Source organism: Alcaligenes parafaecalis, from assembly GCF_026344135.1.
Classification (GTDB): Bacteria; Pseudomonadota; Gammaproteobacteria; order Burkholderiales; family Burkholderiaceae_B; genus Alcaligenes; species Alcaligenes parafaecalis.
This window is the reverse complement of record NZ_JAPKNA010000001.1, coordinates 835,925-857,380: the sequence shown is the minus strand read 5'-3', so window position 1 is coordinate 857,380 and position 21,456 is coordinate 835,925. Positions and strand designations below refer to the sequence as shown.

The window sequence follows — 21,456 nt, the reverse complement described above, 5'->3', positions numbered from 1 at the left end:
AAAGCCCGAGGAGTTGTGGATGTCTACTACGCAGTCGTATCAAGTGGTGATCGTTGGGGGCGGGGCAGGTGGCCTGGAGCTGGCTGCCAAATTAGGGCGCCAGTTCGGGCGTCAGCATATCTTTCTGGTTGATAAAGACAGCGACCATATCTGGAAGCCGTCTTTGCACGAGGTGGCTGCGGGCACCTTGGACATTCACCGTGAAGGTTTGTCGTACTTCATGCTGGCGCGGGACTGCGGCTTCACCTTTATTCAGGGTGAAATGACCGGTATAAACCGTGAGCAGCGCGAAATTACGCTGGCACCGGTCCTGGGCCCCGATCACGAAGAGGTCTTCCCGGAGCGCAGCCTGACATACGGTACGCTGGTGATGGCTGTGGGCAGTAAATCCAACTTCTTCAATACGCCTGGCACCCATGAACACGCGCTGGCCTTGGACTCGACCCATCAGGCCGAGCGTTTCCGCTTGAAATTGCTCAATGAACTGATCAGCGTGACCCGTCGTGCCCAGCGTGAGCCGGGTGCACCTTTGTATATCAATATTGTCGGGGGCGGAGCGACGGGGGTGGAGTTGGCGGCAGAGCTGCTGGAAGCCCGTGCCGATCTAAGTATCTACAGTATCCCCGGCAGCAGTTCTGACCGAGAGGTGCGTATCACGCTCCTGGAAGGCGCAGATCGCATTCTGTCCGCCTTGCCGCCCAAGCTGTCTGCGACTGCCCAAAGCCTGCTGGAGCAGCGTGGCGTGGCCGTACGGACGTCTGTACGTGTCAGCCGCTTGGCTGCTGATCATATCGAGGATGTGAACGGCGGGCAGTATCCCAATGATCTGTGTGTGTGGGCCGCGGGGATTGAAGCGCCTGCCTTTTTGGCTCAACTGGGCCTGCCTGTTAACCGTATCAATCAATTGGTGCTGGATGCCTGTCTGGCCACGCCAGACCCGTATATCTGGGCCCTGGGCGATTGCGCACAAGTACCTTGGGACAAAGAGGGCCAGTTTCTGCCAGCGCGCGCCCAGGTTGCGCACCAGCAAGCCAGCTATTTGCGTAAACGCCTGGCCGCCCGTATTCAGGGCAAACCGGTTGATGAGTCACCCTTCGTTTACAAGGATTACGGCTCACTGGTCTCCGTGGGCCATAGCCGCGGAGTAGGGAGCCTGATGGGGGTCTTGTCGGGCAAAAGCTGGTTTGTCGAAGGCTTGCTGGCTCGCATCATGTACATGAGCCTGCATTTGATGCACCACATGGCCATTTTGGGTGCTGCGCGTACGGCAACCCTGGCTTTGGGCCGCTTGCTCAGCAAACGGGCCGCCCCTCGTGTTAAATTACATTGAGATTTGGAACAAAACGGGCTTTTTAGCCCGTTTTATTCATTCGTCTTGCGGCGGGTGTCGTGTTTCATCAAGCGTTCTTGTTCGCGCTTCCAGTCTTTGTCGCGGGAAACATCACGTTTATCGTGCAGTTTTTTACCGCGTCCTAGACCGAAGTCCAGCTTGATACGACCTTTCTTGTAATGGAGATTCAGGGGAACCAGGGCGTAACCACGTTGTTCAACCTTGCCGATCAGCTTGCTGATTTCCTCGGCTTTGAGCAGCAGCTTGCGGGTACGGGTAGCATCGGGCCGGATATGGGTCGAGGCCGTCGGCAAAGCGCTGACGTGCATCCCGATAATAAACAGCTCGCCTTCGCGTACGATGACAAAGCTTTCTTTGAGCTGAACATGACCAGCTCGGATCGCCTTGACCTCCCAGCCCTCCAGGACCAGACCGGCCTCAAAGCGCTCTTCGATAAAATATTCGTGGGTAGCCTTGCGATTATCAACAATACTCATGAATTAATTGCCAACCATAGATTGTAAAATCAGAACATTCTATCTATTAACCAGACCTGATGCATACAGTAAAACGCTCCGTCCTCCTTCCTTATAGCTGTGAACAGATGTTTGACCTGGTCGCAGAGGTGGAAAAATACCCTGAATTCATGCCCTGGTGTGGTGGCGCGACCGTCAACCAGCGCGACGAAAAGGGGATGGAAGCCTCGGTTACCATCAGCATTGCGGGTATTCGTCAAACCTTCACCACGCGTAACGAACACGATTATCCCAATCGTATTATATTGCGCCTGGTCAAAGGGCCATTCTCGGCCTTGACGGGAGACTGGCAGTTTACTCCCCTGGGTGAAGACGGCTGCAAAATCGTGTTCACGATGGAGTACGAGTTCTCCAGCCGGGCGCTGGAAATGGTGGTCGGTCCCATCTTCAACCGCGTTGCCAACAGCTTTATCGACTCCTTCACCCGCCGCGCTCAAGAGGTTTACGGTGACTGAGTTATCCGTCAGCGTTCTGGTGGCAACTCAGGCTCAGGTCTGGAAAGCCGCTGTGCGTTTGCCTGCAGGCAGTTGTGTGCGCGACGCCTTGCTCAAAGCAGGGATAGCCGAGGGGCTGCGCGAATGTGGTTTGCCTCCTCTGGATGATCAGCAAGGCCTGGATGCCTTGCACGTAGGCGTCTACGGCCAGCGTTGCCAGCTTGATCAGCTCTTGCAAGACCAGGATCGGGTCGAGGTCTATCGCGAACTGGTGTTTGACCCTATGGATTCGCGCCGTCGTCGTTACGCGCACAAGCTGGCTGCCCGCGCTGCCGCCAGACCCCGCCGCAAACCTGCTCGCGCCTAGTTCTTCTGCGCCTGATCATCAGGCCGCCACTTTCAGCTAGACTGTCGCCTCCTACCTTGCTCTGCCCCCTATGAAAGGGCTGATTGTCATCAGCACGACAACTAAAGGGGGCGGCTCGCATTATGGTGGGTAAAAACAAGGAGACAAGCATGATACTGACAGACGATCAGAACGCCTTCGCGCAAGCGGCGCGTGAGTTTGCCGAAGGGGAACTGGCACCGCATGCGGCGCGCTGGGACGAAGAACAGATTTTCCCGATTGAGGCCTTCCGTAAAGCGGGTGAATTGGGTTTTTGCGGGCTTTATGCCCCGGAATCCATTGGTGGCTTGGGTCTGGGACGCCTGGAATCCAGTCTTGTGTTCGAGGAAATGGCGGCGGTAGACCCATCGACCACCGCTTTTCTGACTATCCACAATATGGTCACCTGGATGGTGGGCACCTGGGGCTCGGATGAGGTCAAATCCCAATGGGGTGAATTGCTGAGCAGTGGCCAGAAGCTGGGCTCCTATTGCCTGACAGAGCCCGGTGCCGGTTCAGACGCAGCTTCGCTGCGCACCCGTGCTGAGCGTGATGGGGACGACTTCCTGATCAGTGGCAGCAAGGCATTCATCTCCGGTGCGGGAGATACGGATTTGCTGGTGGTGATGGCGCGCACCGGGGGCGATGGCCCCAAGGGCATTTCCGCCTTTGCTGTTCCTGCTGATGCGGCAGGCATTACCTACGGCCGTAAAGAACTGAAAATGGGCTGGAACAGCCAGTCCACCCGTGGCATCACTTTCGAGCGTGTGCGTGTGCCTGCCTCGGCCATGCTGGGTCAAGAAGGCGAGGGCTTCAAGCTGGCCATGAAAGGCCTGGATGGCGGGCGCATCAATATTGCTTGCTGTTCGGTGGGAGCCGCCCAAGGCGCTTACGATGCCGCCCGTCAATACATGCAGGAGCGCCGCCAGTTCGGCAAGCATCTGGACCAGTTCCAGGCCCTGCAATTCAAATTGTCCGATATCCTGACCAGCGTGGTCGCTGCCCGCCAGATGGTGCGCCTGGCCGCGTCCCATCTGGATGCAGGCAGCAGCCAGGCCAGTACCTACTGCGCCATGGCCAAGCGTTTGGCGACCGATCTGGGCTTTCAGGCTTGCGTAGATGCCCAACAGCTCTTTGGCGGTTATGGTTATCTGAAGGATTATCCTGTTGAGCGACTGGTGCGCGATACTCGGGTGCACCAGATTCTGGAAGGCACAAACGAGATCATGCGTGTCATCATTGCACGACAAATCATTGATCTTGGAGCTGATATTCGATGACGGATTCTGTTTTGTTTGATCGCCTGCCCGGCCAACATGGGAAGGCGATTGGGGTTGCGACACTGAATCGCCCACAGGCACTCAATGGCCTGAATCTGGAAATGTGCCAGTTGCTGTTCAAGCAGTTTCAGGAATGGGCTAAGGACGACAGCATTGCCTTGGTGGTGCTGCGTGGCGCGGGCGACAAGGCGTTGTGTGCTGGGGGCGATTTGCATTCCCTGTATGCCTCCATGCAAAAGAACCAGGGCGGTTCGGCCTGGAACAACGAGTACGCCCGTGAATTCTTTGATGTGGAATACCGCCTGGATTACTTGATCCACACCTTTCCCAAACCCATTTTGTGCTGGGGCGACGGGATTGTGATGGGCGGCGGCGTGGGCCTGTTTAATGGTGCCAGCCATCGCGTTGTGACCGACACCACGCGTTTTGCCATGCCGGAAATCTCTATTGGCCTGTTCCCCGATGTGGGCGGCACCTGGATGCTGTCGCACTTGCCTGCGGGTATTGGCCATTTCCTGGCCTTGAGTGGTGCGCAAATCAATGCGTCGGATTGCCTGTTTCTGGGTCTGGCTGATGCCTATCTGCCCCGAGCACATTACGATGCCTTGCTCCAGGCCCTGCAAGGCACTGACTGGCCAGCAGAGCGTGCTGCGTGTGATAGCAGCGTGCATCAGGTGTTGCGTCGCTTGGCGGAGGGCGCTCGCCCCGATAGCGGCCCGCTGGAGCAAAACTACGGCATGCTGCGTGATGTCTGCGCCAGCCGTGAATTTGAGCGCATTACGCAAGCTCTACAGCAGTGGCAGGACAGTCCTGACCCCTGGCTGTCCCGTGCCGCGCAAACCTTTGCCAAAGGTGCGCCAGGTTCGGCTCGCTTGTCTTTTGAGCTGCTGGAACGTGTTCATCACCTGTCTTTGGCTGATGTGTTCCGTCTGGAATACATTGTGTCGCTGCAATGTGGTGTTCAGGGCGACTTCCAGGAAGGTATACGTGCATTGCTGATTGATAAAGACAAACAGCCACGCTGGAATCCGGCGTCGCTGGAACAGGCTGATGCCCGCTGGGTGGAACGCTTTTTTGTTCCCGCCTGGCCTGCAGAAACGACTCATCCCTTGGCTGACCTGTGATCCAGGCAGACCGCTGCGGCGCCTGACGGCGCCGTTTTCATAATTACGAGGAGACAAAATGAGTAACACGATTGCATTTATAGGGCTGGGCCATATGGGCAAACCCATGGCGCTGAATCTGCTCAAGGCCGGTCATAGCCTGAAGGTGTTTGACCTGAATGCGGAGGCCATGAAAGAGCTGCAGGCCGCGGGCGCGCAAGTGGGGGAGTCGGCGGTGCAAATCGCCAAAGATGCGCAGATGGTCTTTACCATGCTGCCTGCAGGCCGCCATGTGCGCCAGGTCTACGAGGGCGAAAACGGCTTGTTGCAGGCCGTTGCCCCCGGTACGGTACTGGTCGATTGCAGCACGATTGATGCGCAAACCAGTCAGGATTTGGCGGCCAAAGCCGCGACGCTGGGTCTGATCATGCTGGATGCGCCTGTTTCTGGTGGGACGGGCGGTGCGATTGCAGGCACCTTGACCTTTATGGTCGGGGGCGAAGACCAGGCTCTGGAAAAGGCTCGCCCTTATCTGGACGCCATGGGCAAGAACATTTTCCATGCCGGTAAAGCCGGAGCCGGTCAGGTTGCCAAGATCTGCAACAATATGCTCTTGGGGATTTTGATGGCGGGAACGTCCGAAGCCCTGGCTTTGGGTGTAGCCCACGGTCTGGACCCTGCCGTGCTGTCGACCATTATGGCGCGCAGTTCCGGTCGTAACTGGGCAACCGAGCTGTACAACCCCTGGCCTGGGGTAATGCCGGATGTACCGGCTTCGCGTGATTATCAGGGCGGTTTTGCGACGGGCCTGATGCTGAAAGACTTGGGTTTGGCGGCCGATGCGGCTGTCAGCCAGAACAGTGCGACGCCTTTAGGCGAACTGGCTCGTAACCTGTTCGCCTTGCACGCCGCACAAGGTCAGAATGCGGGACTGGATTTCTCCAGCATTCTTAATTTGTACCGTCAGAAGAGCTAAGCTCTGGCAGCGCATAGGGCAGGGGCTGCAGTTCCAGCGCCTGTCCTTGCTCCAGTTGAAACTGGCCTTGTTCCAGATCTGCCAGCACCACTTCCATCAAGATATAGCTGCGTTGCTGCTCGGCCAACCAGGTTTGGTTGATAATGCGGGCGGCGGCGACGAGTTCTGCGCTTGTATCTGTGTTCGAGCGCAAAAACACATCTGAACCTTCCTGTACCTGTGGGGCTGTGTCCAACACGGCGGTACGGGCCGCCATCATGCGTCGCTTGATAGTGCCTCGGTAGTGGCTGCGCGCCACTACTTCCTGACCGGGATAGCAGCCTTTCTTGAAGTTGATCCCGCCAATCAGATCCAGATTCAGGGTCTGGGGGATAAACAAGTCCTGGGTAGCGGCGCCAATCCAGGGCAAACCTGCCAGAATATCTGCGCTTTCCCAGCGGCCTTCAGACGCTTGTGCCGCTGCGTCTTGCAGTGGCGAAACCCGCCAGAAGCGGCTTGAACCATTCAGCTCGCCCGGTGCCTGAATCAAAGTGTCTGTGCCATCGCAGCGTAGGCTCCAGACGGCTTGGGCAGGAGATGAGTCCGCCACGCCGTACACCTGCAGCTCGGACAGGCTGATTGTTACTTTGCTACGCAGCACAAACATGCGCAGGCGCTTGATCAGGGCTTCGCTCAAATCACGGCGTACCAGGGCAAAGACCGTTTCGTCCTGCTCACGCCAGAGCACCATGGTCGCCAGGCTGCGGCCCTTGGCGGTGCAATAGGCGGCGATGCAGGCCTGATCGGCGGCCAAGTGCTCCAGATCATTGCTGACTTGGGCGTGGAGAAAGGAAACGGCATCGGCTCCCTGAAACTGGAGGACGCACAAATCAGGCAAGGTGAAGGAGAGGGGGGCGGACATTCCGGTCATGGCTGAGCGAAAGAATAAATTTAAACATCAATGATACCGTGTGTGAGGCCGCTTCAAGGGGCATATCCCCGCTGGGATCAGGGCATGGGCTGGATAGATGGAGCCTGCAGTGCTGGCGGGTCCCGGTTTCTGTGTTTAGCTGTGACACATATTCAGGAATAAGCCGCCTCATTCTGTTTACAATAGCGCTCGCATGAAAAAAACTGTCAAGATATTCTCCGCCCTGTTGGGCCTGTTGGTGGTTGCCGCCTCTGTGATAGCGGGTGGCGCCTGGTATTGGGCTAAAAAGCAGCCTGTCACCATGAGTGCTGAACGCATCGACTATGTGGTGCCAGCAGGTTCTGGCCCGCGCGCGATTGCACGCAGCATGCAGCAGGCCGGGATCGATATTCAGGAAGATGCGTTTGTCTGGATGGCACGCTTCTCCGGCCTGGACACGTCTTTGCAGGCGGGGGCGTATGAAGCGGTGCGCGGTGATACTCCGTGGATGGTGATGGAGCGTATGTCCAGCGGCAATATGCTGCAAACTCGCCTGACCATTCCCGAGGGGTGGACCTATCAGCGTATTCGCGACACCTTGGCGGCCAATCCCCAGGTTCGACAAACCTTGGGTGATGTTAGCGACGCGGACTTGCTGCAGCGCTTTGGTGTGGAGGCTGTCCACCCCGAAGGTCTGTTCTATCCCGATACCTATGTATTTGTACCGGGTACGGCTGATGTGGACATTATGCGTCGCGGCTTTCAGGCTCAGCAGGAGTTGCTGGAGCAGTTGTGGGCCGACCGTGATGCCGATTTGCCCCTGAAAAGCCCCTACGAAGCACTGATCATGGCCTCTATCGTGGAACGTGAGACAGGGCACAGCCAGGACCGTGCACGTGTGGCCGGAGTGTTCATGAACCGTCTGCGTGTGGGTATGCCTTTGCAGACAGATCCAACCGTCATTTATGGCATGGGTTCAGCCTATGACGGCCGCATCCGCAAGCGCGATCTGACGACGGACACACCCTGGAATACCTACACCCGTACGGGGCTACCACCAACTCCCATCGCCAGCCCCGGCAAAGCGTCCTTGATGGCGACCTTGCATCCCGAAAAACATAATTTCTATTATTTTGTGTCGCGTGGGGATGGAACCAGCGAATTCTCGGCAAATCTGGCCGCGCATAATCGGGCAGTCGCCAAATATATTCTGAAGCGATAAATCGATCAGGCCCCATTAGGGGCCTGAATGCTTTTGGGAGACTATTTGATGGTGCTGTACGGCTAGGCGCTATTCAGGCATCAAGGCGTCAAAGCTTTAAGCCGTGCCGTTGCGTGAACCCCGTCCACAAATCATGGACCTTGCTGGCGAGTTCTTCCAGACCCTCGTCATTGCGAATCAGATAGTCCTGGGGGGCGCGTTCTACACCCCACTCGGAAGAGTGTTGGCTGATAACCGGATTCCCGGCACGTTCGATATGCCAAATCTCTCCGCCATGCTCACGAATGAAACTGGCTTCGTTTTCGTAACGAATGTCTTTAATCAGCAGACAACGGGCCTGACTCATGTCAGGAAGCTGGTGGCTGGGCTGGAGCAGGGGCAAGGTGTGGCGGCGCTGCTCGTAATCCGGGTACTCGGCCAGAACCTGACTACGCAGGTGCTCTACAGCCTGACGCGGGCTCAAACCCCAAAAAGTATCAATGTGATCGGCCCGCTCGTCATCCAGGTGCTCGGGCGACATACCGTAAATGGCGGCCAGGGCCAGCGCCCAGACCGAGTAATCCTCAATGCGTTTGGCAAGGGGCACACCCGGCCCAAATTCCAGCACATGCTGGGCACGGCGCAACCAGTGGTCGGGGTCACGTTGGCGCATCCAGTCTGTTCCCAGTAGCTGAAAACACTGTCTGGGGGAGCGCTGCCACAGGGCAAGAGGCACTTCTTTCAGGCTATCGTCCGTCCAGGCCTGGGCCGGACTTAGGCCAAACAGCACTTCACAGCCCATTTTGACGGGGTCGGCCAAGGCATAGGCCGCCAGTAAGGGGTTTTGTGCCAGTAGCAAATTGGCCACCGTATCTTTGCCAGAACGCGCTTTGGCGGCCAGCCCGATCAATAAGCTCACTTCATCATCCTTGGTAGTGGAGCAGGCATTTTACCGGTTCATATTACAATGTGCGCTGAGCTGTTCAAGCAGGGGCGATGACCCTGTCTTTCCTGCGCGAATCAGGCCTTTTGATGTGCAACCTTGAGGCAATACGGTGTCTGATAGTTTGACTTTTCTACCCTGGCAAATCGAGACCGCCCAAAGCTGGTTGGGTAATCGGGAGCGTTTTGCCCATGCCTGGCTGATCCACGGTCTGCCGGGTATCGGCAAGGCGCAGTTCGCCCGTGCAGCAGCAGCCAGTTTATTGTGCGATCAAACCGTGCAAGGGCTGGCTTGTGGCCAATGCCAGGCCTGTCAGTGGGTACGGGGTGGGAATCACCCGGATTTGCGCCTGCTGCGTCCTGATGCGGTCGCCCTGGAAGAGCAAGGGCCAGATACCCAGGAAGGGGAGTTGGCTAAAGATGCGGCTGCACGTAAAAATCCATCGCGTGAGATACGGGTAGAGCAATTGCGCCAGTTGCAACATTGGTTCAATACCGCTACTCATAGAGGTGGGTGGCGGGTAGCCGTTTTGTATCCTGCCCAGGCTCTGAATCTGGTATCAGCCAATGCGTTGTTGAAAGTATTGGAAGAACCCGCCGACCGCACCGTATTCCTGCTGGTTGCGGATGCACCAGACCGACTGTTGCCTACGCTGGTTTCCCGTTGCCGCCGTTTGCCTTTGCCTGCCCCTGACGTGGCGCAGTCCGTGCAGTGGCTGGAGCAGCAAGGAGTGGATCAGGCCTCGGACTGGTTGGCTGCCTGGGGCGGGGCACCTTTAAAGGCGCTAAGTGCCAGCCAGCAGATGAATGCCTCGTGCCCGGACTGGTTAAGTGCCTGGATGGATGGGGTGTTGAAAGCGGGGCGTGAAGCGGATTTGTCTCTGGCCGATACCTTGGAAAAATTGCCTGCTCAGGAATGGATTGATCACTGGCAGCGCCTGTTTGTCGACATCCAGTTGGCTGGTTTTGCGCAAGCGGCGCGGTATTATCCGTCCCTGCAAAAACGTATTGATGCCCTGGCGGCTCAATCCAATACCGCTGCTGTTACCGAAGCCTTGAAGTGGCTGGTTCAGCAAAAGGCGCTGGGCAACCACCCGCTCAATGCTAAATTGTTTATTCATCATGCTCTGGATCGATTGCATCAGGCATGTCGTCGTGTTTAAAAAAGTACCGTCTAATCATGTTTGTTGATTCGCATTGCCATCTTAATTTCCCCGAACTTGCTGAAAATCTGGACAATATTCTGGACAAGATGCGCCAGAACCAGGTGGGCTGTGCGCTGGTGGTCAGCGTGGATATGGACGATTGGCCCGGTCTGATGGACCTGGTTCGTCCTCACTCGCACTTGTTTGCCTCGGTTGGCGTGCATCCGGATTACGAGAAAGTAACGGAGCCTACCGTGCAGGAGCTGTTGCAGCACGCTCAAGACCCTAAGGTCGTGGCCATTGGTGAAACAGGCCTGGACTACTACCGTTTGCAAGAACCCCTGGATTGGCAGCGTGAGCGTTTCCGTACCCATATTCGGGCCAGTCGCGAATCGGGCCTGCCCCTGATTATCCATACCCGCTCGGCCAGTGCGGACACCATTGCCATCATGCGTGAAGAGCAAGCGCAGATCGCCGGGGGCGTGATGCATTGCTTCACCGAAACCTGGGAAGTCGCGCAGGCAGCGATGGAGTTGAACTTCTATATTTCCTTCTCCGGTATCGTGACGTTCAAGAGCGCGACCCAGTTGCAGGAGGTCGCCCAGCGGGTGCCGCTGGATCGCTTGTTGATCGAGACAGACTCGCCTTTTCTGGCACCGGTGCCTTATCGCGGCAAAATGAACAATCCTTCCCTGGTGATTCATGTGGCCGAGAAGATTGCAGAGTTGCGTGGCATTTCGGTCAAGGAAGTGGAAGAGGCAAGTACGGAAAATTTCTTTAAATTATTCAGTAAGATACGAGCATAAATTAATCTTGTTTAGAGGTCTGATTAGTCGCTGCGATACTTGCCTGCACTGATTGTCAGGAAGTTGTCTGATCAGAAGCTAAAGTTAATTATGTTTATCAAGAAAATCTAATAAGCTGCTGATTTTAAATATAAATTATAGAATTTTCGATGAGGTTTCAGCCTGTTTTGGTAGCCTGAAATCATCGTTAAAAAGTTAATTTTTATTAATAATCAATGGTTTATTTGATTTTATTGAACCAGTTTATAGTTAAATGCTTCCAGTCTTGAATTGGACAAACAGGTCCTGAATTCCTCCTTATAGCTACCTCGTGACGCGTTCTTGAGCTAATAAAACACTTTATGAAAAGGACTTAATAATATGATTTTTAAAAGAAAAATGGCAAATAAAGCTATCCTTTCCCTGGTGTTTCCTTTTGCTGTCCTCTTGTCAGCCCCCGTTCTGGCTCAGGAGCCGGAGTTTGAAAGCCGAAATTGGTATCTGGCTCTGGAAAACGACCGGCCCAACATCATCGAACAAGAGTTCATTCGGGGGGCTAATCCCAATGCGGTGGACTCCAAAGGCAATCCGTCTCTGATGCTGGCGATGCGTAATCAGTCCTGGAAGGTGGTGGACGCCTTGCTGGCGAACCGACGCACCAACGTGAATATTGAGAACGAGTCCCGTGAAACCCCCATGATGTATCTGGCCTTGATGGGTGAAACGGCTCGCTTGCGGGTTTTGCAGGCACGGGGTGGACAGATCAATCGAGTGGGTTGGTCGCCTTTGCACTATGCAGCCTCCAAAGGGCACGAAGAAACCGTTCGTTATTTGCTATCCCAAAAAGCGATTGTGAATGCTCCTGCACCGGATGGAACCAGCCCCTTGATGATGGCGGCCTTGTCAGGCAAGCGTGCGGTGGTCGAGGTCCTGTTGGCAGCGGGTGCCGATCCTACGATGCAAAATGCTCAAGGCTTGAGTCCGGCAGACTGGGCCCGGTCTGCCAATCATGAACAATTGGCGAGTTTTCTGGATCAGGCTGCGGCACGCAAGTCCGCTTCCGTACCTGCGGCAGGAAACTACTCCGGGGGGGCGGTACAAACCTATGGAGTTCCAGAGCGTGTGGAGCAGCCTGATTTGAATCGCGTGCAAACCGTGACCGTAGAGCCTCAGCCTGAGGCAGCGGCCGAGAGTTCCACGTCCAAGCCTGCATCGTCCAATAGCTCCAGCCGTTATTTTGACCTGGATCGTTTTGACAAGCCTGTTCAGCCTTAAGACATAGGCAGAATAGAAAAAGGAGCCTTTAAGGCTCCTTTTCTGTTTCTGCACGACGTCCATTGGGTAATCCGCTGGATAAGCCTGAATGGGTTTGACTTGATTGGAGGATGAAGGCTCACTAAGCTACAGGCCATATCCCCGGACCGATCGGTCTATCGCTTAGTTATTGGAGCCTGGTATGAATCGTCGCATGATTCTGAAAGCCACCGGCGCGGCTGTTGTGACCCGGCTTGGTGGAGCTGCTTCATCACTGGGTGGTGCGCTTGTTGCGGCTCCCTTGGCTGCTCCCGCGTTCGCGCAGGAGGCCGAAACCTTTCCTTCGGGGCCTGTGCGTATCGTCGTCCCGGTCAATCCGGGCGGCAATGCTGACCGCATCGCGCGAATGCTCGCACAAAGTCTCGCCGAACTGTGGCAGCAAACGGTAATCGTGGACAATGTGCCCGGTGCCCACACCAGTCTTGGCGTTAATCAGGTGGTCCACGCGGCACCCACCGGCCACACTTTGTTGTCCAGCGGTGATCAGCTTGCGCTTAATGCTGCCCTCGGTCGCAAACTCCCTTACCGTGAGACTGATGTTCGTGGTGTGACCCGCACTATCGTCAATTCACAGGTTCTGGTGGTGCGTCCGGGTTTGGGTGTTAGCCACTTTGATGAATATCGTGAGCTGTTGACGCGGCAAGCGGGTGAGGTGACTGCAGCGCTGCCGATTGGTTATGGCAGCATCTATCATCTTGCGGTTGAGTTACTTAATCAGCGTCTGGGGACGCAGACTAATAATATTCCCTATCCGGGCGGGGCACCGGCTATTTTGGCCGTACTCGGTGGCCATGTGGATGGCGTGTTTATCGATATCTCGTCGGCGACTCAGAACGTCCAGACTGGCCAGCTCGTGCCTTTAGCTGTTACTTCGTCGGAGCGCTCCAAGGTTCTGCCAGATGTACCCACCTTCCAGGAACTGGGCGTACCTGACTTCCTGATCGAAAGCTGGCAGGGTATCTTCGTTCCGCGTGCTACGCCGGATCAGGTAGTGGCGCGTCTGAATCGTGACATTACGACTGTACTTCGCTCGCGTGAGTTTGCTGCACCCTTGGAGGAACTGGGTTTTGTGATCGCGCCGAGCACGGCCGAGTTACTGGACCAGACCGTGGCGCGTGACATCGCGGTGTTCCGCGAAGTGGCTGTGACTGCCGGTATTACGCTTGAGTGACGTTTTACTGTCGCGGCAGCCCCCACGCTTATCTACTTTGCTTTAGTTGGCTTTTTCCTGTGCCTTGGCCATATGGGAGGCATGGACAAAGGTCTGGAAGCCCTGGAGGTAAGCCGTCAGCATTTTCTGGATATTTTCATCTTGCAGCTTGCCTTGCGCATCAAAGGAGTTCTGTGCGCGAGACACGAGCAAGGAGCCGCCGCTATACAGCGACACGCCCAGCATTTTCAGCGTAGGTAGCCAGGCGGCCTGGGACGAGATAGTGCCAAACCCACCCATGGAAGCGCCAATCAAGCCGGTAATACGGCCCGAGAAAACGGCTTTCATGTCGGTACGGGACAGCCAGTCAATCCCGTTTTTAAACACGCCGGGCACGCCATTGTTGTATTCCGGCGTGACCAAGAGCAGGGCGTCGGCGTTCAGGATCTTTTCTTTCAATCTCAGGACGGCCTCTGGAATACCGTCCTTGCTTTCGATATCGCCGTCATACAGAGGGATACCGTGCAAAGTTGCGACGTCAATCGCCATCCCTTTTGGAGCCAAGGCTTGAGCTGCATGGGCCAGGGCAGTATTGAAGGAGGTTTGGCGCAGGCTGCCAGACAAGGCCAGAATGCGGCAAGGGCCAGACAGGTTCACCATGCCGGTGGTCTGACGCAAGGCTTCACTTAACTGATCAATGACTTGAATCCATTCGGGCGAGTCTTGCAGACGTTTCTCGCGGATGAACTCGGCCTGGGATTCGTCCCAGAAGGGAGCGTCGGCCAGGAGGATGTCATTGGACAGGGGGCGGTGTTTTTCCAGAAAGCTGGCAATCGCCTCGGGGGAGTTGGGTAGACCGAGTTGAGCAAACAGGTCGTGAAAGCGGAACAAGTTATCAGACATGGCGGTATGGGAGCTTTAAAGAAGGGGGGGAACGCTGCCTGCAGGCTAGGGGCCGGGTTTGTCGGTTTGGCTCTGCCCGGGCCGTGGGCAGCGTACAAAACAGGGTGTGCTTGCTTAAATGGCAGCCTGGAGCAGGCTGCCAGCGTATTGAGCAGAGTGATTCAGTGATTTAGTCAGCAGGCAGATAGTCTGGACGCAAGATGCCACGCAATTGAGAGTAGGGCAGCAGCAGCTCAGGTTGGCCCAGCGAGTAGGGGGCAACTTCATACGGGTTGTATTTGACCAGCAGGCCCTGATCGGTCAGTGCAATGTTCTGAGCAGGCTGGAAGGGCCACATTCTGTCCCAACCGGTGCGGTCTTCACGCGCTTCGCTCAGGCTGGAAACCCAGTTGTTGTGCGCCTGGCGTACCAGTTCCTGGAAAGGTTTGAGCTTGCCAGGGGCAATAATGCGGTCCACTGGCAACGCGATTTTCAGGCGATTGTCCCAGTTGATGAATTGTGTGGCGGTAATGCCGTGAGCGGCACCGGTCATGTAAATGCCGGAACTCAGCTCTACAACGGTCAGGTCACGGTTACGGTAGCGGGTACGGGCAGCCAGATGGACTTCGTCGCGGTTATTGGCGGTTGCCCAGTAGTAGTCTTCAAACTCTTTCAGGCCTCGATAGCCGGGGTGGCGTTCCGAGATAACGGTCATATGGGCCAGACTTTCGTCGACCAGCTTGGTCAGTTCGGTATTGCCAGGGAAAATCAGGGATTTCACTTCCAGGCGTGGGCATTCACCGGTACAGCCAGGTTTGACGTGCTTGTAGTTCAGCGACTGGGTGAAAACACCGTCTTTTTCCGTCTGATCCTGGGTTTGTGTGGGGATCAGGGAAATATTGGAGCTGGGCGTGCTGGAACACGCAGACAGAGCCATGGCGGTCAGGCCAATAAGCAGTAGCTGATAGGGGCGCTGCAAGGTCATGGGTTGATAGTCCTATCGAATAGTTTTGGAATCTTGGCCAAAAAGGATCTGGCGGGCTTTCTCGTCATGGACGGGGGAGCCGGGATTGATCTGCTCGACCAGAGCATAGGCGCGCTGGGTCGCCGGGCGCTCGCCAATACGCTGAAACCAGCGTTTCAGATGCGGGAAGTCGTCCAGGTTCTGGCTTTGGCGCTGGTGGGAGACAATCCAGGGATAGCTGGCCATATCGGCAATGGAATAGTCGCCCGCGATAAAGTCACGCTGTTCCAGGTGCTTGTTCAGCACACCGTAAAGGCGGCCCGTTTCACGTACATAGCGGTCAATGGCGTAGTCAATTTTGACGGGCGCATAGACGTTGAAGTGATGGTTTTGACCGGCCATCGGACCCAAGCCCCCCATTTGCCAGTACAGCCACTGCAAGGTCTCGGTACGGACCCGCAAGTCGGAGGACAGGAACTGGCCGGTTTTCTCCGCCAGATACTGCAAGATAGCGCCGGACTCGAACAGGGAGATAGGCTCGCCGCCGTCTTGCGGGGCCTGGTCAACAATGGCGGGAATACGGTTATTAGGGGCGATGCGCAGAAATTCAGGTTTGAATTGATCGCCCTGGCCAATATTGATGGGGTGGAGGGTGTAGGGCAGGCCGGACTCCTCCAGAAACATCGTGACTTTGTGTCCGTTGGGAGTGGTCCAGTAATACAGGTCGATCATGTGTTCTCCTGGCTAAGTGAAGACGCTGGCCGGTCTGCAGCAAGCTACCCAGATGACGTATCCAGTGGCGCTGGGCTACTATTGTTCGCCTGAATACGGTTTATAGGAAGTCAAAGACTGTCATGAGCAAAATCTATCATAATCCGCGCTGCAGCACTTCGCGTAATGCCCTGGCCATGATGCAGGAAAAAGGCCTGGAGCCCGAGATCATCGAGTACCTGAAAACGCCTTTGTCGCGTAGCGAACTCAAAGCGCTGATAGCGGCGACGGGTTTGACCGTACGTGAAGCCATGCGCAGCAAAGAAGCCATTTACAGCGAGCTGAATCTGGGCAATCCCGATCTGAGCGACGAGGACTTGCTGGCTGCTATTGAGGCTAATCCCATTTTGTTGAATCGTCCCATCGTGGTGACAGAAAAAGGGACGCGTCTGGCGCGTCCCCTGGAAGTGGTTCAGGAAATCCTGTAATCAGACTTCCTGAGTAGCGAGTGGCTCGCTATTACTGGGCAATGGCTTCCAGTGCGATGCGGATAGTGACTTCGTCACCCACGTAAGGCACGTTGGCAGCCATGCCAAACTCGCTGCGTTTGATCTCGATCTTGCCGTCAGCGCCCAAAGCTGCTTTGTTCATCATGGGGTGCTTGGGCATGGTCAGGAAGGACTCGATGGTCATGGTCACGGGCTTGGTAATGCCCTTGATGGTCAGATCGCCCTTGGCCGAAACAGGCTTGTCACCGTCGAACTGAATGTCTTTGGACACAAAGGTCGCTTCAGGGAACTGCGCGGTGTCAAAGTGGTCCTTGCCCTGAATGTGTTCATTGAACAGAGGAAAGCCGGTGCTGACCGAGCGAGTATCCACTTTCATGTCGATACTGCCTTTCTTGGCTTCCTGGTCCAGGGTGACCGTACCTTGTGCCTTGTCAAAACGCTGGCTTTGCGTGCTTAGTCCCAAGTGCTTGTAGCTGAAATGCACGAAAGTGTGGCTAGGCTCGACCTGATAGGTGACGGGAGCAGCCTGGGCGGCAAACACAAACAAGAAGCTGGCGGACAGGGCAATCACTGGCTTGATCATGGGGAGGTAATCCTTGTTGAGCGGGTAGGGAGGAGAGGGGGCGCTGATGCGTCTGCTTACTTCGCATCAATTTTGAAGTTGACGGTGATCTCGTTGGCCACGATGTCGTAGGTGGACCAGGAGCCTTCACCGATAGAAAAATCGCCACGCTTGATTTCAAATGCACCGCTAAACGTCGCCTTGTCTCCTTCAGGAGCCATGGTCGCCATCACGGTGACAGGCTGTTCACGGCCTTTGATTTGCAGCGTGCCTTGCACTTCATATTGCTGGGCGCTGACAGCACGGAAACTCTTGGAACTGAAAACGGCCTGGGGGTGTGCGTCAATATCGAACCAGCGCACATCCTGCAGTTCGTCATCGGCTTCGTCCGAGCCGGTATCAACGCTATCCAAAGCAACTTTCAAGACCACCTTGGACTGATCCAGGGCTTCAGGGTCGAAGTTCAGCTCGCCTTCAAATTTGCGGAACTGGCCATCCAGCTTCACGCCCATCTGGGAATACTGAAAGCCGATTTCGCTATTTTGGGTATCCAGGGCCTGGTAGTTCTTGGCATTGGCCGACAGGCTGGCGCTCAGGCTCAGGGAGCCGACCAGCAGGGACAGGAAGACAGATTTGCTCATGATTTGGCTTTGCCTAAAGTAAAGGTGATACGGCGTAGCAAGCCGTCACGGTCTATGAACTGATGCTTCAAGGCCGCCAGAATATGCAGGCTGACCATGGTAATCAGGGCGTAATTGAAAAAGATGTGGACTTGGACCAGTAACTCGCCCAAAGGTTTATCTTTGGAGACCAGGTCAGGCAGGGGCAGTACGCCAAACCAGACGGTCTGGAAGCCTTTGGCTGAGCTCATCAGCCAGCCTGTCAAAGGGATGCCAATCATCAAGAAGTACAGGACGGCATGGCCGCCATGGGCCAGAGCCCGGGTCAGGGGCGACATGCCTTCGGGCAGAGCAGGGGGGCGGTTAAACAAACGCCAGAGCAGGCGCAAGATCACTAATACTAATAAAGAAATACCGGCCCACTTGTGCCAGGAATAGATCTGCAGTTTCAGTGGAGACAGGGGCAAGGTTTTCATGGTGTAGCCCACCGTCACCAACGCGGTCAGGGCTAGGGCCATTAGCCAGTGCAAGGTGCGCGCTACGACGGTGTAGCGTTGGCGGGCGACTGGAACGGGGGTGATGCTCATTGATAATGCCTTTCATTTACGAAGCCAGGAAACTTTAACCTGTTTGTAAGGATCGTAAAAGAGCAGATTTTGCAATGCAGTAATGCAATATTGGTGGGTATTGCGTCTTGACTGCGCGAGCACGGCATTTTCTTGTCTGCTTGTGACAAGGCTTTTAGTGCGGGGCGGGGGCGGGCTAAACTCGGTCTTTCAGCTCGTCAGCAAGCAAGGAAGTATCTATGTGGAAAACAGCGTTGGTCGTGGTGGTGGCAGGCTTACTGGCCGGGTGCCAGGACTCCAAACAGGCCAATGAGGACAACTTCAACAGTGCCATCCAGAGCTATCTGGATACCCGAGACGGTTTATGTGTGGGTGTGCCAGGGCGTGTATATCCCTACCAGGCCGAACATGATTCGCCTTTGATCGTGGAAGATCGAGCTCGTCTGGCTGCGTTGGCCAAGGTGGGTTTGCTGCGCCAGGTTGGCAAAGAAGACGCGCCCCGTTACGAGCTGGATGCCAATGCAGATACGTATTTACGCCGTTCCAGTTCCGAGCAGTCCAAGGGCGAGCATGATGCATTTTGCACGGGCCGCCTGGTTCTGGATCGCATCAGTTACTTCACAGAACCGGCTAGTGCGGGTGGCTTTACGGTCAGCCAAGTGAATTATGTCTATCACCTGGCTGATGCGGCAGCCTGGATCAAGGATAGCGCTGTGCTGGATAGCTACGAGGACCTACGTGCTTTGACGGCGCAGGAAGTAGAGGGGCAGGCCAGGATGATTTTGACCAGTAAAGGCTGGGTTCATCAGAATTTGTACAGATAGCCGCGGGGGCGGGACCCTCTCCTCAAGGCAGGTGATAAAAAGTCTGGCAGAGAGGAGGGGAGGAATACCGCTGTGGATGCTAGGGGCTGGTGGGTTGTGGCGACAAGTGGCTGACAGGCACCCAGCCTTGTGCTCCATCCTTGGGGCGTACACACCAGCACCAGCCATTGAGCTGTCTGTTCACGTGCACGAGGTCCCCTTCATCAACATCCATTTCCAGAGCGCTGTAGTCCTGAATGACACGGCCGGTAGTAGTTTCGGGTAGACGCTCAATAATTTGTTCAGGCACCCATCCACCTGAATGTTCGTTTGTAGAGCAATAAATCCAGTGATCCCAGTTTTCCGGACCTTGATAAAGCTCGCCAATAGTTACCCTGTCCCCGTTCTGCAGTACCAAGGGGTTGGGGTATTCAGAGCGATGTGAGGCGGTGACCAGATAATTCATCATGATGTCTGTGTGAAGGTGGTAAGGCCGGGACATTGTAATCAGCCGCTCAGCTCCTGATCTTCTGTTTTTCTCTTATTTTCCTCATCTCGGCGTGATTGCTTAGCTTGTCAGCCGCACCATTACATATATAAAATGCAATTAACGGAAAAGTCGAGGGCAAGATGAAAAAACGGTCTGCAAGAGAAGAAGGGCAGTTTGACCTGCCAATTTTGGGCTCACAGGCCGCGGATATCTCGGCAGAGGCCTTGTTTGACACCTGGTTGCAGCATCAGCGTCCGCCTATGGCGCCCAGTACGCAGCGGGTTTATCGCACCTTATGGCGGCGTTTTTTGCAGGCGCTGCAAGATCACAAAAAACAGTACACACAGATCAAACCCGTGGATATTCGGGACTTTCTGGCCAATCTGAATGAAGTGCGCAGACCTCAGCGTGAGCGCTATCAACAAGTCATCGCCCGTGCTTACGAAGAGCTCTGCCGTCAGGATGGCCGCTCGGAAAACCCCGCACTGGCCCCCGCCATCAATGACCCCTTCAAGGAGACCTGGCGCCAGGCCCCTGACAACCAGGCCACCCAATTTCTATCTGTAGATCAATGCCTTGCCACAATTAAGGCCCTGCGCACCCGACTTCGGGTCCTGGATATGGCCAGTGATATGACCATCGCTGCCCGCTGGCGCGAATATCGAGATATGACGATTGTGGCCGTGATGCTGGGTACAGGTTTGCGGCCGGTGGAGTTGGGCCAGTTGCACCCTTCTGCGATAGGCGTAGCCAAACGCACAGCGGAACCTACAGAAACAGATGAAGCAGATGACGAAGAGTCAACCCACTGGCGTGATGGCACTATTCTGCTCAAACTCGCTGGCGCGGCAAAACGTGAGGTTGTTGTGCCCGTCTGGTGCGAAGGCATTTTGCGTAGCTGGTTAATTTTTAGCGGAGCTGAAGACGCTTCAGCCTGGGGAAAAGATAGCCGTGTCTTTCCCGGCAGCCGTCAGATCAGCGCTGCTCGACCCCAAGCGCAAATGAATCCCGCTACGCTGGCCCGTATCGTCAGCAAATGGGGCATCAAGCAGATGGATCTTTTAATGACACCCCAAAGGCTGCGCAATACCTTTGGTGCAGGCTTGATCGAACGCGGCTTTTCTCTGCCAGAAATCGAGGAAATTATGGGCTACGCTCCAGGTGCTGCCAGTGCCTGGCGTCTGCAAGCGTCCTGGTTGGCGTGGCTGTATGTGCAGAAAACACCTGACAATCCTGCAATTACAGAGAATATGCAGTCGGAATGAAGGGGCTAGTCACAGATTAGTCAGCTACAGGAGGCATAATTTCAGGCTCATTTCGTCTATTCATTGATGAGGAGTGTGAAGTGACGTCTACACCTTTTTTTCGTCGTGCTGTAGCAGCAGATCTGGAAGCGATCGTGGCCATGTTGGCGGACGATATTTTGGGTCAGAAGCGTGAAAACACCAGCCTGCCTTTGGCCCAGTCCTATCTGGACGCATTTGCAGCGATAGAGGCGGATCCGAACCAGTATCTGGCCGTTGTAGAGCTGAATGGCGCCGTTGTCGGAACTTTGCAGATCACTTATATGCCTGGCCTGTCGCACCAAGGTGCCTGGCGTGGGGAAATCGAGTCCGTGCGCATCGCCAGTTCCGCTCGTGGTTCGGGTTTGGGGCGTTTGATGATCCAGTGGGCGGTAGAGCAATGCCGTCAGCGTCAATGTCGACTTGTGCAGTTGACCTCGGATATGGCGCGAGCCGATGCACATCGGTTTTACGAGCAACTGGGTTTTACGGCTAGCCATAAGGGTTTCAAACTTACCCTGTAAGACGATTTTCATCTGGAAAGTCAGCCATCAATCGCGGTGCGAACAATAACTCTAAAAACCGCATAGGCTGAA

Annotated in this window: 25 protein-coding genes; 15 read left to right on the top strand and 10 right to left on the bottom strand. The window is 55.5% G+C overall.

The window, feature by feature from the left end:
- Positions 1 to 19: 19 nt before the first annotated feature.
- Positions 20 to 1,330, top strand: coding sequence for an NAD(P)/FAD-dependent oxidoreductase (locus OSH09_RS03990; protein WP_266120234.1), 1,311 nt, complete (start codon positions 20 to 22; stop codon positions 1,328 to 1,330).
- Positions 1,331 to 1,362: 32 nt separating this feature from the next.
- Here the strand turns inward: OSH09_RS03990 and smpB are convergent, their stop codons facing one another.
- A complete protein-coding gene (gene smpB / locus OSH09_RS03985) occupies positions 1,363 to 1,827 on the bottom strand; it encodes an SsrA-binding protein SmpB (protein ID WP_042480746.1) in 465 nt (154 codons plus the stop codon).
- A 59-nt stretch (positions 1,828 to 1,886) separates the two neighbouring features.
- Here smpB and OSH09_RS03980 point away from each other — a divergent pair, with 59 nt between their 5' ends.
- The 5 genes from OSH09_RS03980 (at position 1,887) to mmsB (ending at position 6,044) form a co-directional block, all read left to right on the top strand.
- Complete coding sequence (locus OSH09_RS03980; protein ID WP_207874872.1) at positions 1,887 to 2,321, top strand: type II toxin-antitoxin system RatA family toxin; 435 nt, start codon at positions 1,887 to 1,889, stop codon at positions 2,319 to 2,321.
- On the top strand, positions 2,314 to 2,667 hold the full coding sequence (locus OSH09_RS03975; RefSeq protein ID WP_207874871.1) for an RnfH family protein: 354 nt from the start codon (positions 2,314 to 2,316) through the stop codon (positions 2,665 to 2,667). The genes OSH09_RS03980 and OSH09_RS03975 overlap by 8 nt, the downstream gene beginning before the upstream one ends.
- Positions 2,668 to 2,816: 149 nt before the next feature.
- Positions 2,817 to 3,965, top strand: coding sequence for an acyl-CoA dehydrogenase family protein (locus OSH09_RS03970; protein ID WP_207874870.1), 1,149 nt, complete (start codon positions 2,817 to 2,819; stop codon positions 3,963 to 3,965).
- Positions 3,962 to 5,089: an enoyl-CoA hydratase/isomerase family protein gene (locus OSH09_RS03965; protein ID WP_266120233.1), complete on the top strand. Its 1,128-nt coding sequence runs from the start codon at positions 3,962 to 3,964 to the stop codon at positions 5,087 to 5,089. The genes OSH09_RS03970 and OSH09_RS03965 overlap by 4 nt, the downstream gene beginning before the upstream one ends.
- Before the next feature lie 58 nt (positions 5,090 to 5,147).
- On the top strand, positions 5,148 to 6,044 hold the full coding sequence (mmsB, locus tag OSH09_RS03960) for a 3-hydroxyisobutyrate dehydrogenase (protein ID WP_266120232.1): 897 nt from the start codon (positions 5,148 to 5,150) through the stop codon (positions 6,042 to 6,044).
- On the opposite strand, the gene ygfZ is transcribed toward mmsB, so the two are convergent.
- On the bottom strand, positions 6,019 to 6,945 hold the full coding sequence (gene ygfZ, locus OSH09_RS03955; protein WP_266120231.1) for a CAF17-like 4Fe-4S cluster assembly/insertion protein YgfZ: 927 nt from the start codon (positions 6,943 to 6,945) through the stop codon (positions 6,019 to 6,021). The two genes, mmsB and ygfZ, sit on opposite strands and share 26 nt — an antisense overlap.
- 202 nt (positions 6,946 to 7,147) lie before the next feature.
- On the opposite strand from ygfZ, the gene mltG reads away from it, so the two are divergent.
- Complete coding sequence (gene mltG / locus OSH09_RS03950) at positions 7,148 to 8,155, top strand: endolytic transglycosylase MltG (RefSeq protein WP_222667328.1); 1,008 nt, start codon at positions 7,148 to 7,150, stop codon at positions 8,153 to 8,155.
- An 88-nt stretch (positions 8,156 to 8,243) separates the two neighbouring features.
- On the opposite strand, the gene OSH09_RS03945 is transcribed toward mltG, so the two are convergent.
- Complete coding sequence (locus OSH09_RS03945) at positions 8,244 to 9,053, bottom strand: deoxynucleotide monophosphate kinase family protein (RefSeq protein WP_266120230.1); 810 nt, start codon at positions 9,051 to 9,053, stop codon at positions 8,244 to 8,246.
- A 136-nt stretch (positions 9,054 to 9,189) separates the two neighbouring features.
- Between OSH09_RS03945 and holB the strand changes: the two genes are divergently transcribed.
- The 4 genes from holB to OSH09_RS03925 all read left to right on the top strand — a co-directional run bounded on the left by holB (position 9,190) and on the right by OSH09_RS03925 (position 13,491).
- Positions 9,190 to 10,239, top strand: coding sequence for a DNA polymerase III subunit delta' (holB, locus tag OSH09_RS03940; protein ID WP_266120229.1), 1,050 nt, complete (start codon positions 9,190 to 9,192; stop codon positions 10,237 to 10,239).
- Positions 10,240 to 10,256: 17 nt separating this feature from the next.
- Positions 10,257 to 11,027, top strand: a complete 771-nt coding sequence (locus OSH09_RS03935) for a TatD family hydrolase (RefSeq protein WP_266120228.1) — start codon at positions 10,257 to 10,259, stop codon at positions 11,025 to 11,027.
- Between the two features lie 378 nt (positions 11,028 to 11,405).
- Entirely contained in the window at positions 11,406 to 12,281 is an 876-nt protein-coding gene (locus OSH09_RS03930; RefSeq protein ID WP_266120227.1) for an ankyrin repeat domain-containing protein, read from the top strand.
- A gap of 181 nt (positions 12,282 to 12,462) precedes the next feature.
- Positions 12,463 to 13,491 carry a Bug family tripartite tricarboxylate transporter substrate binding protein gene (locus OSH09_RS03925; protein WP_266120226.1) on the top strand — a complete coding sequence of 343 codons (1,029 nt, stop codon included), beginning with the start codon at positions 12,463 to 12,465 and terminating at the stop codon, positions 13,489 to 13,491.
- Positions 13,492 to 13,533: 42 nt separating this feature from the next.
- On the opposite strand, the gene OSH09_RS03920 is transcribed toward OSH09_RS03925, so the two are convergent.
- From OSH09_RS03920 to OSH09_RS03905, 3 genes are all read right to left on the bottom strand, one after another.
- Positions 13,534 to 14,373: a DUF2789 family protein gene (locus OSH09_RS03920; RefSeq protein ID WP_323178707.1), complete on the bottom strand. Its 840-nt coding sequence runs from the start codon at positions 14,371 to 14,373 to the stop codon at positions 13,534 to 13,536.
- A 169-nt stretch (positions 14,374 to 14,542) separates the two neighbouring features.
- Positions 14,543 to 15,337: an RsiV family protein gene (locus OSH09_RS03910; RefSeq protein ID WP_266120225.1), complete on the bottom strand. Its 795-nt coding sequence runs from the start codon at positions 15,335 to 15,337 to the stop codon at positions 14,543 to 14,545.
- A 12-nt stretch (positions 15,338 to 15,349) separates the two neighbouring features.
- A complete protein-coding gene (locus OSH09_RS03905; protein WP_207874859.1) occupies positions 15,350 to 16,048 on the bottom strand; it encodes a glutathione S-transferase N-terminal domain-containing protein in 699 nt (232 codons plus the stop codon).
- A gap of 122 nt (positions 16,049 to 16,170) precedes the next feature.
- On the opposite strand from OSH09_RS03905, the gene arsC reads away from it, so the two are divergent.
- Positions 16,171 to 16,515: an arsenate reductase (glutaredoxin) gene (gene arsC / locus OSH09_RS03900; RefSeq protein WP_266120224.1), complete on the top strand. Its 345-nt coding sequence runs from the start codon at positions 16,171 to 16,173 to the stop codon at positions 16,513 to 16,515.
- A 31-nt stretch (positions 16,516 to 16,546) separates the two neighbouring features.
- Here the strand turns inward: arsC and OSH09_RS03895 are convergent, their stop codons facing one another.
- Genes OSH09_RS03895 through OSH09_RS03885 form a run of 3 tightly spaced genes read right to left on the bottom strand, consistent with a single transcriptional unit; the run spans position 16,547 to position 18,305 of the window.
- Positions 16,547 to 17,119 (bottom strand): YceI family protein, encoded by a 573-nt coding sequence (locus tag OSH09_RS03895; protein ID WP_207874857.1) that lies wholly within the window; start codon positions 17,117 to 17,119, stop codon positions 16,547 to 16,549.
- A gap of 56 nt (positions 17,120 to 17,175) precedes the next feature.
- Positions 17,176 to 17,739: a YceI family protein gene (locus tag OSH09_RS03890; RefSeq protein ID WP_207874856.1), complete on the bottom strand. Its 564-nt coding sequence runs from the start codon at positions 17,737 to 17,739 to the stop codon at positions 17,176 to 17,178.
- The gene (locus OSH09_RS03885) at positions 17,736 to 18,305 is read right to left on the bottom strand and encodes a cytochrome b (RefSeq protein WP_266120223.1); all 570 of its coding nucleotides are present in this window, start codon (positions 18,303 to 18,305) and stop codon (positions 17,736 to 17,738) included. Before OSH09_RS03885 ends, OSH09_RS03890 begins: the two co-directional genes overlap by 4 nt.
- 218 nt (positions 18,306 to 18,523) lie before the next feature.
- On the opposite strand from OSH09_RS03885, the gene OSH09_RS03880 reads away from it, so the two are divergent.
- A complete protein-coding gene (locus OSH09_RS03880; RefSeq protein WP_266120222.1) occupies positions 18,524 to 19,108 on the top strand; it encodes a hypothetical protein in 585 nt (194 codons plus the stop codon).
- A gap of 79 nt (positions 19,109 to 19,187) precedes the next feature.
- On the opposite strand, the gene OSH09_RS03875 is transcribed toward OSH09_RS03880, so the two are convergent.
- Positions 19,188 to 19,556 carry an SH3 domain-containing protein gene (locus OSH09_RS03875; protein WP_266120221.1) on the bottom strand — a complete coding sequence of 123 codons (369 nt, stop codon included), beginning with the start codon at positions 19,554 to 19,556 and terminating at the stop codon, positions 19,188 to 19,190.
- Between the two features lie 161 nt (positions 19,557 to 19,717).
- Between OSH09_RS03875 and OSH09_RS03870 the strand changes: the two genes are divergently transcribed.
- Together OSH09_RS03870 and OSH09_RS03865 are read left to right on the top strand one after the other, a co-directional pair.
- Complete coding sequence (locus tag OSH09_RS03870; protein ID WP_207874853.1) at positions 19,718 to 20,842, top strand: site-specific integrase; 1,125 nt, start codon at positions 19,718 to 19,720, stop codon at positions 20,840 to 20,842.
- Between the two features lie 80 nt (positions 20,843 to 20,922).
- Positions 20,923 to 21,384, top strand: a complete 462-nt coding sequence (locus OSH09_RS03865) for a GNAT family N-acetyltransferase (RefSeq protein WP_266120220.1) — start codon at positions 20,923 to 20,925, stop codon at positions 21,382 to 21,384.
- Positions 21,385 to 21,456 lie beyond the last annotated feature (72 nt).

Excerpts from the sequence above, each read along its gene's own strand:
- OSH09_RS03965 (WP_266120233.1), top strand. The coding sequence starts at position 3,962 with ATGACGGATTCTGTTTTGTTTGATCGCCTGCCCGGCCAACATGGGAAG.
- OSH09_RS03990 (WP_266120234.1), top strand. The coding sequence starts at position 20 with ATGTCTACTACGCAGTCGTATCAAGTGGTGATCGTTGGGGGCGGGGCA.
- OSH09_RS03875 (WP_266120221.1), bottom strand. The coding sequence starts at position 19,556 with ATGATGAATTATCTGGTCACCGCCTCACATCGCTCTGAATACCCCAAC.
- OSH09_RS03935 (WP_266120228.1), top strand. The coding sequence starts at position 10,257 with ATGTTTGTTGATTCGCATTGCCATCTTAATTTCCCCGAACTTGCTGAA.
- OSH09_RS03880 (WP_266120222.1), top strand. The coding sequence starts at position 18,524 with ATGTGGAAAACAGCGTTGGTCGTGGTGGTGGCAGGCTTACTGGCCGGG.
- OSH09_RS03920 (WP_323178707.1), bottom strand. The coding sequence starts at position 14,373 with ATGTCTGATAACTTGTTCCGCTTTCACGACCTGTTTGCTCAACTCGGT.
- OSH09_RS03910 (WP_266120225.1), bottom strand. The coding sequence starts at position 15,337 with ATGACCTTGCAGCGCCCCTATCAGCTACTGCTTATTGGCCTGACCGCC.
- OSH09_RS03870 (WP_207874853.1), top strand. The coding sequence starts at position 19,718 with ATGAAAAAACGGTCTGCAAGAGAAGAAGGGCAGTTTGACCTGCCAATT.
- OSH09_RS03980 (WP_207874872.1), top strand. The coding sequence starts at position 1,887 with ATGCATACAGTAAAACGCTCCGTCCTCCTTCCTTATAGCTGTGAACAG.
- OSH09_RS03895 (WP_207874857.1), bottom strand. The coding sequence starts at position 17,119 with ATGATCAAGCCAGTGATTGCCCTGTCCGCCAGCTTCTTGTTTGTGTTT.
- OSH09_RS03925 (WP_266120226.1), top strand. The coding sequence starts at position 12,463 with ATGAATCGTCGCATGATTCTGAAAGCCACCGGCGCGGCTGTTGTGACC.
- arsC (WP_266120224.1), top strand. The coding sequence starts at position 16,171 with ATGAGCAAAATCTATCATAATCCGCGCTGCAGCACTTCGCGTAATGCC.
- OSH09_RS03905 (WP_207874859.1), bottom strand. The coding sequence starts at position 16,048 with ATGATCGACCTGTATTACTGGACCACTCCCAACGGACACAAAGTCACG.
- OSH09_RS03890 (WP_207874856.1), bottom strand. The coding sequence starts at position 17,739 with ATGAGCAAATCTGTCTTCCTGTCCCTGCTGGTCGGCTCCCTGAGCCTG.
- mmsB (WP_266120232.1), top strand. The coding sequence starts at position 5,148 with ATGAGTAACACGATTGCATTTATAGGGCTGGGCCATATGGGCAAACCC.
- mltG (WP_222667328.1), top strand. The coding sequence starts at position 7,148 with ATGAAAAAAACTGTCAAGATATTCTCCGCCCTGTTGGGCCTGTTGGTG.
- OSH09_RS03885 (WP_266120223.1), bottom strand. The coding sequence starts at position 18,305 with ATGAGCATCACCCCCGTTCCAGTCGCCCGCCAACGCTACACCGTCGTA.
- OSH09_RS03930 (WP_266120227.1), top strand. The coding sequence starts at position 11,406 with ATGGCAAATAAAGCTATCCTTTCCCTGGTGTTTCCTTTTGCTGTCCTC.
- smpB (WP_042480746.1), bottom strand. The coding sequence starts at position 1,827 with ATGAGTATTGTTGATAATCGCAAGGCTACCCACGAATATTTTATCGAA.
- ygfZ (WP_266120231.1), bottom strand. The coding sequence starts at position 6,945 with ATGTCCGCCCCCCTCTCCTTCACCTTGCCTGATTTGTGCGTCCTCCAG.
- OSH09_RS03970 (WP_207874870.1), top strand. The coding sequence starts at position 2,817 with ATGATACTGACAGACGATCAGAACGCCTTCGCGCAAGCGGCGCGTGAG.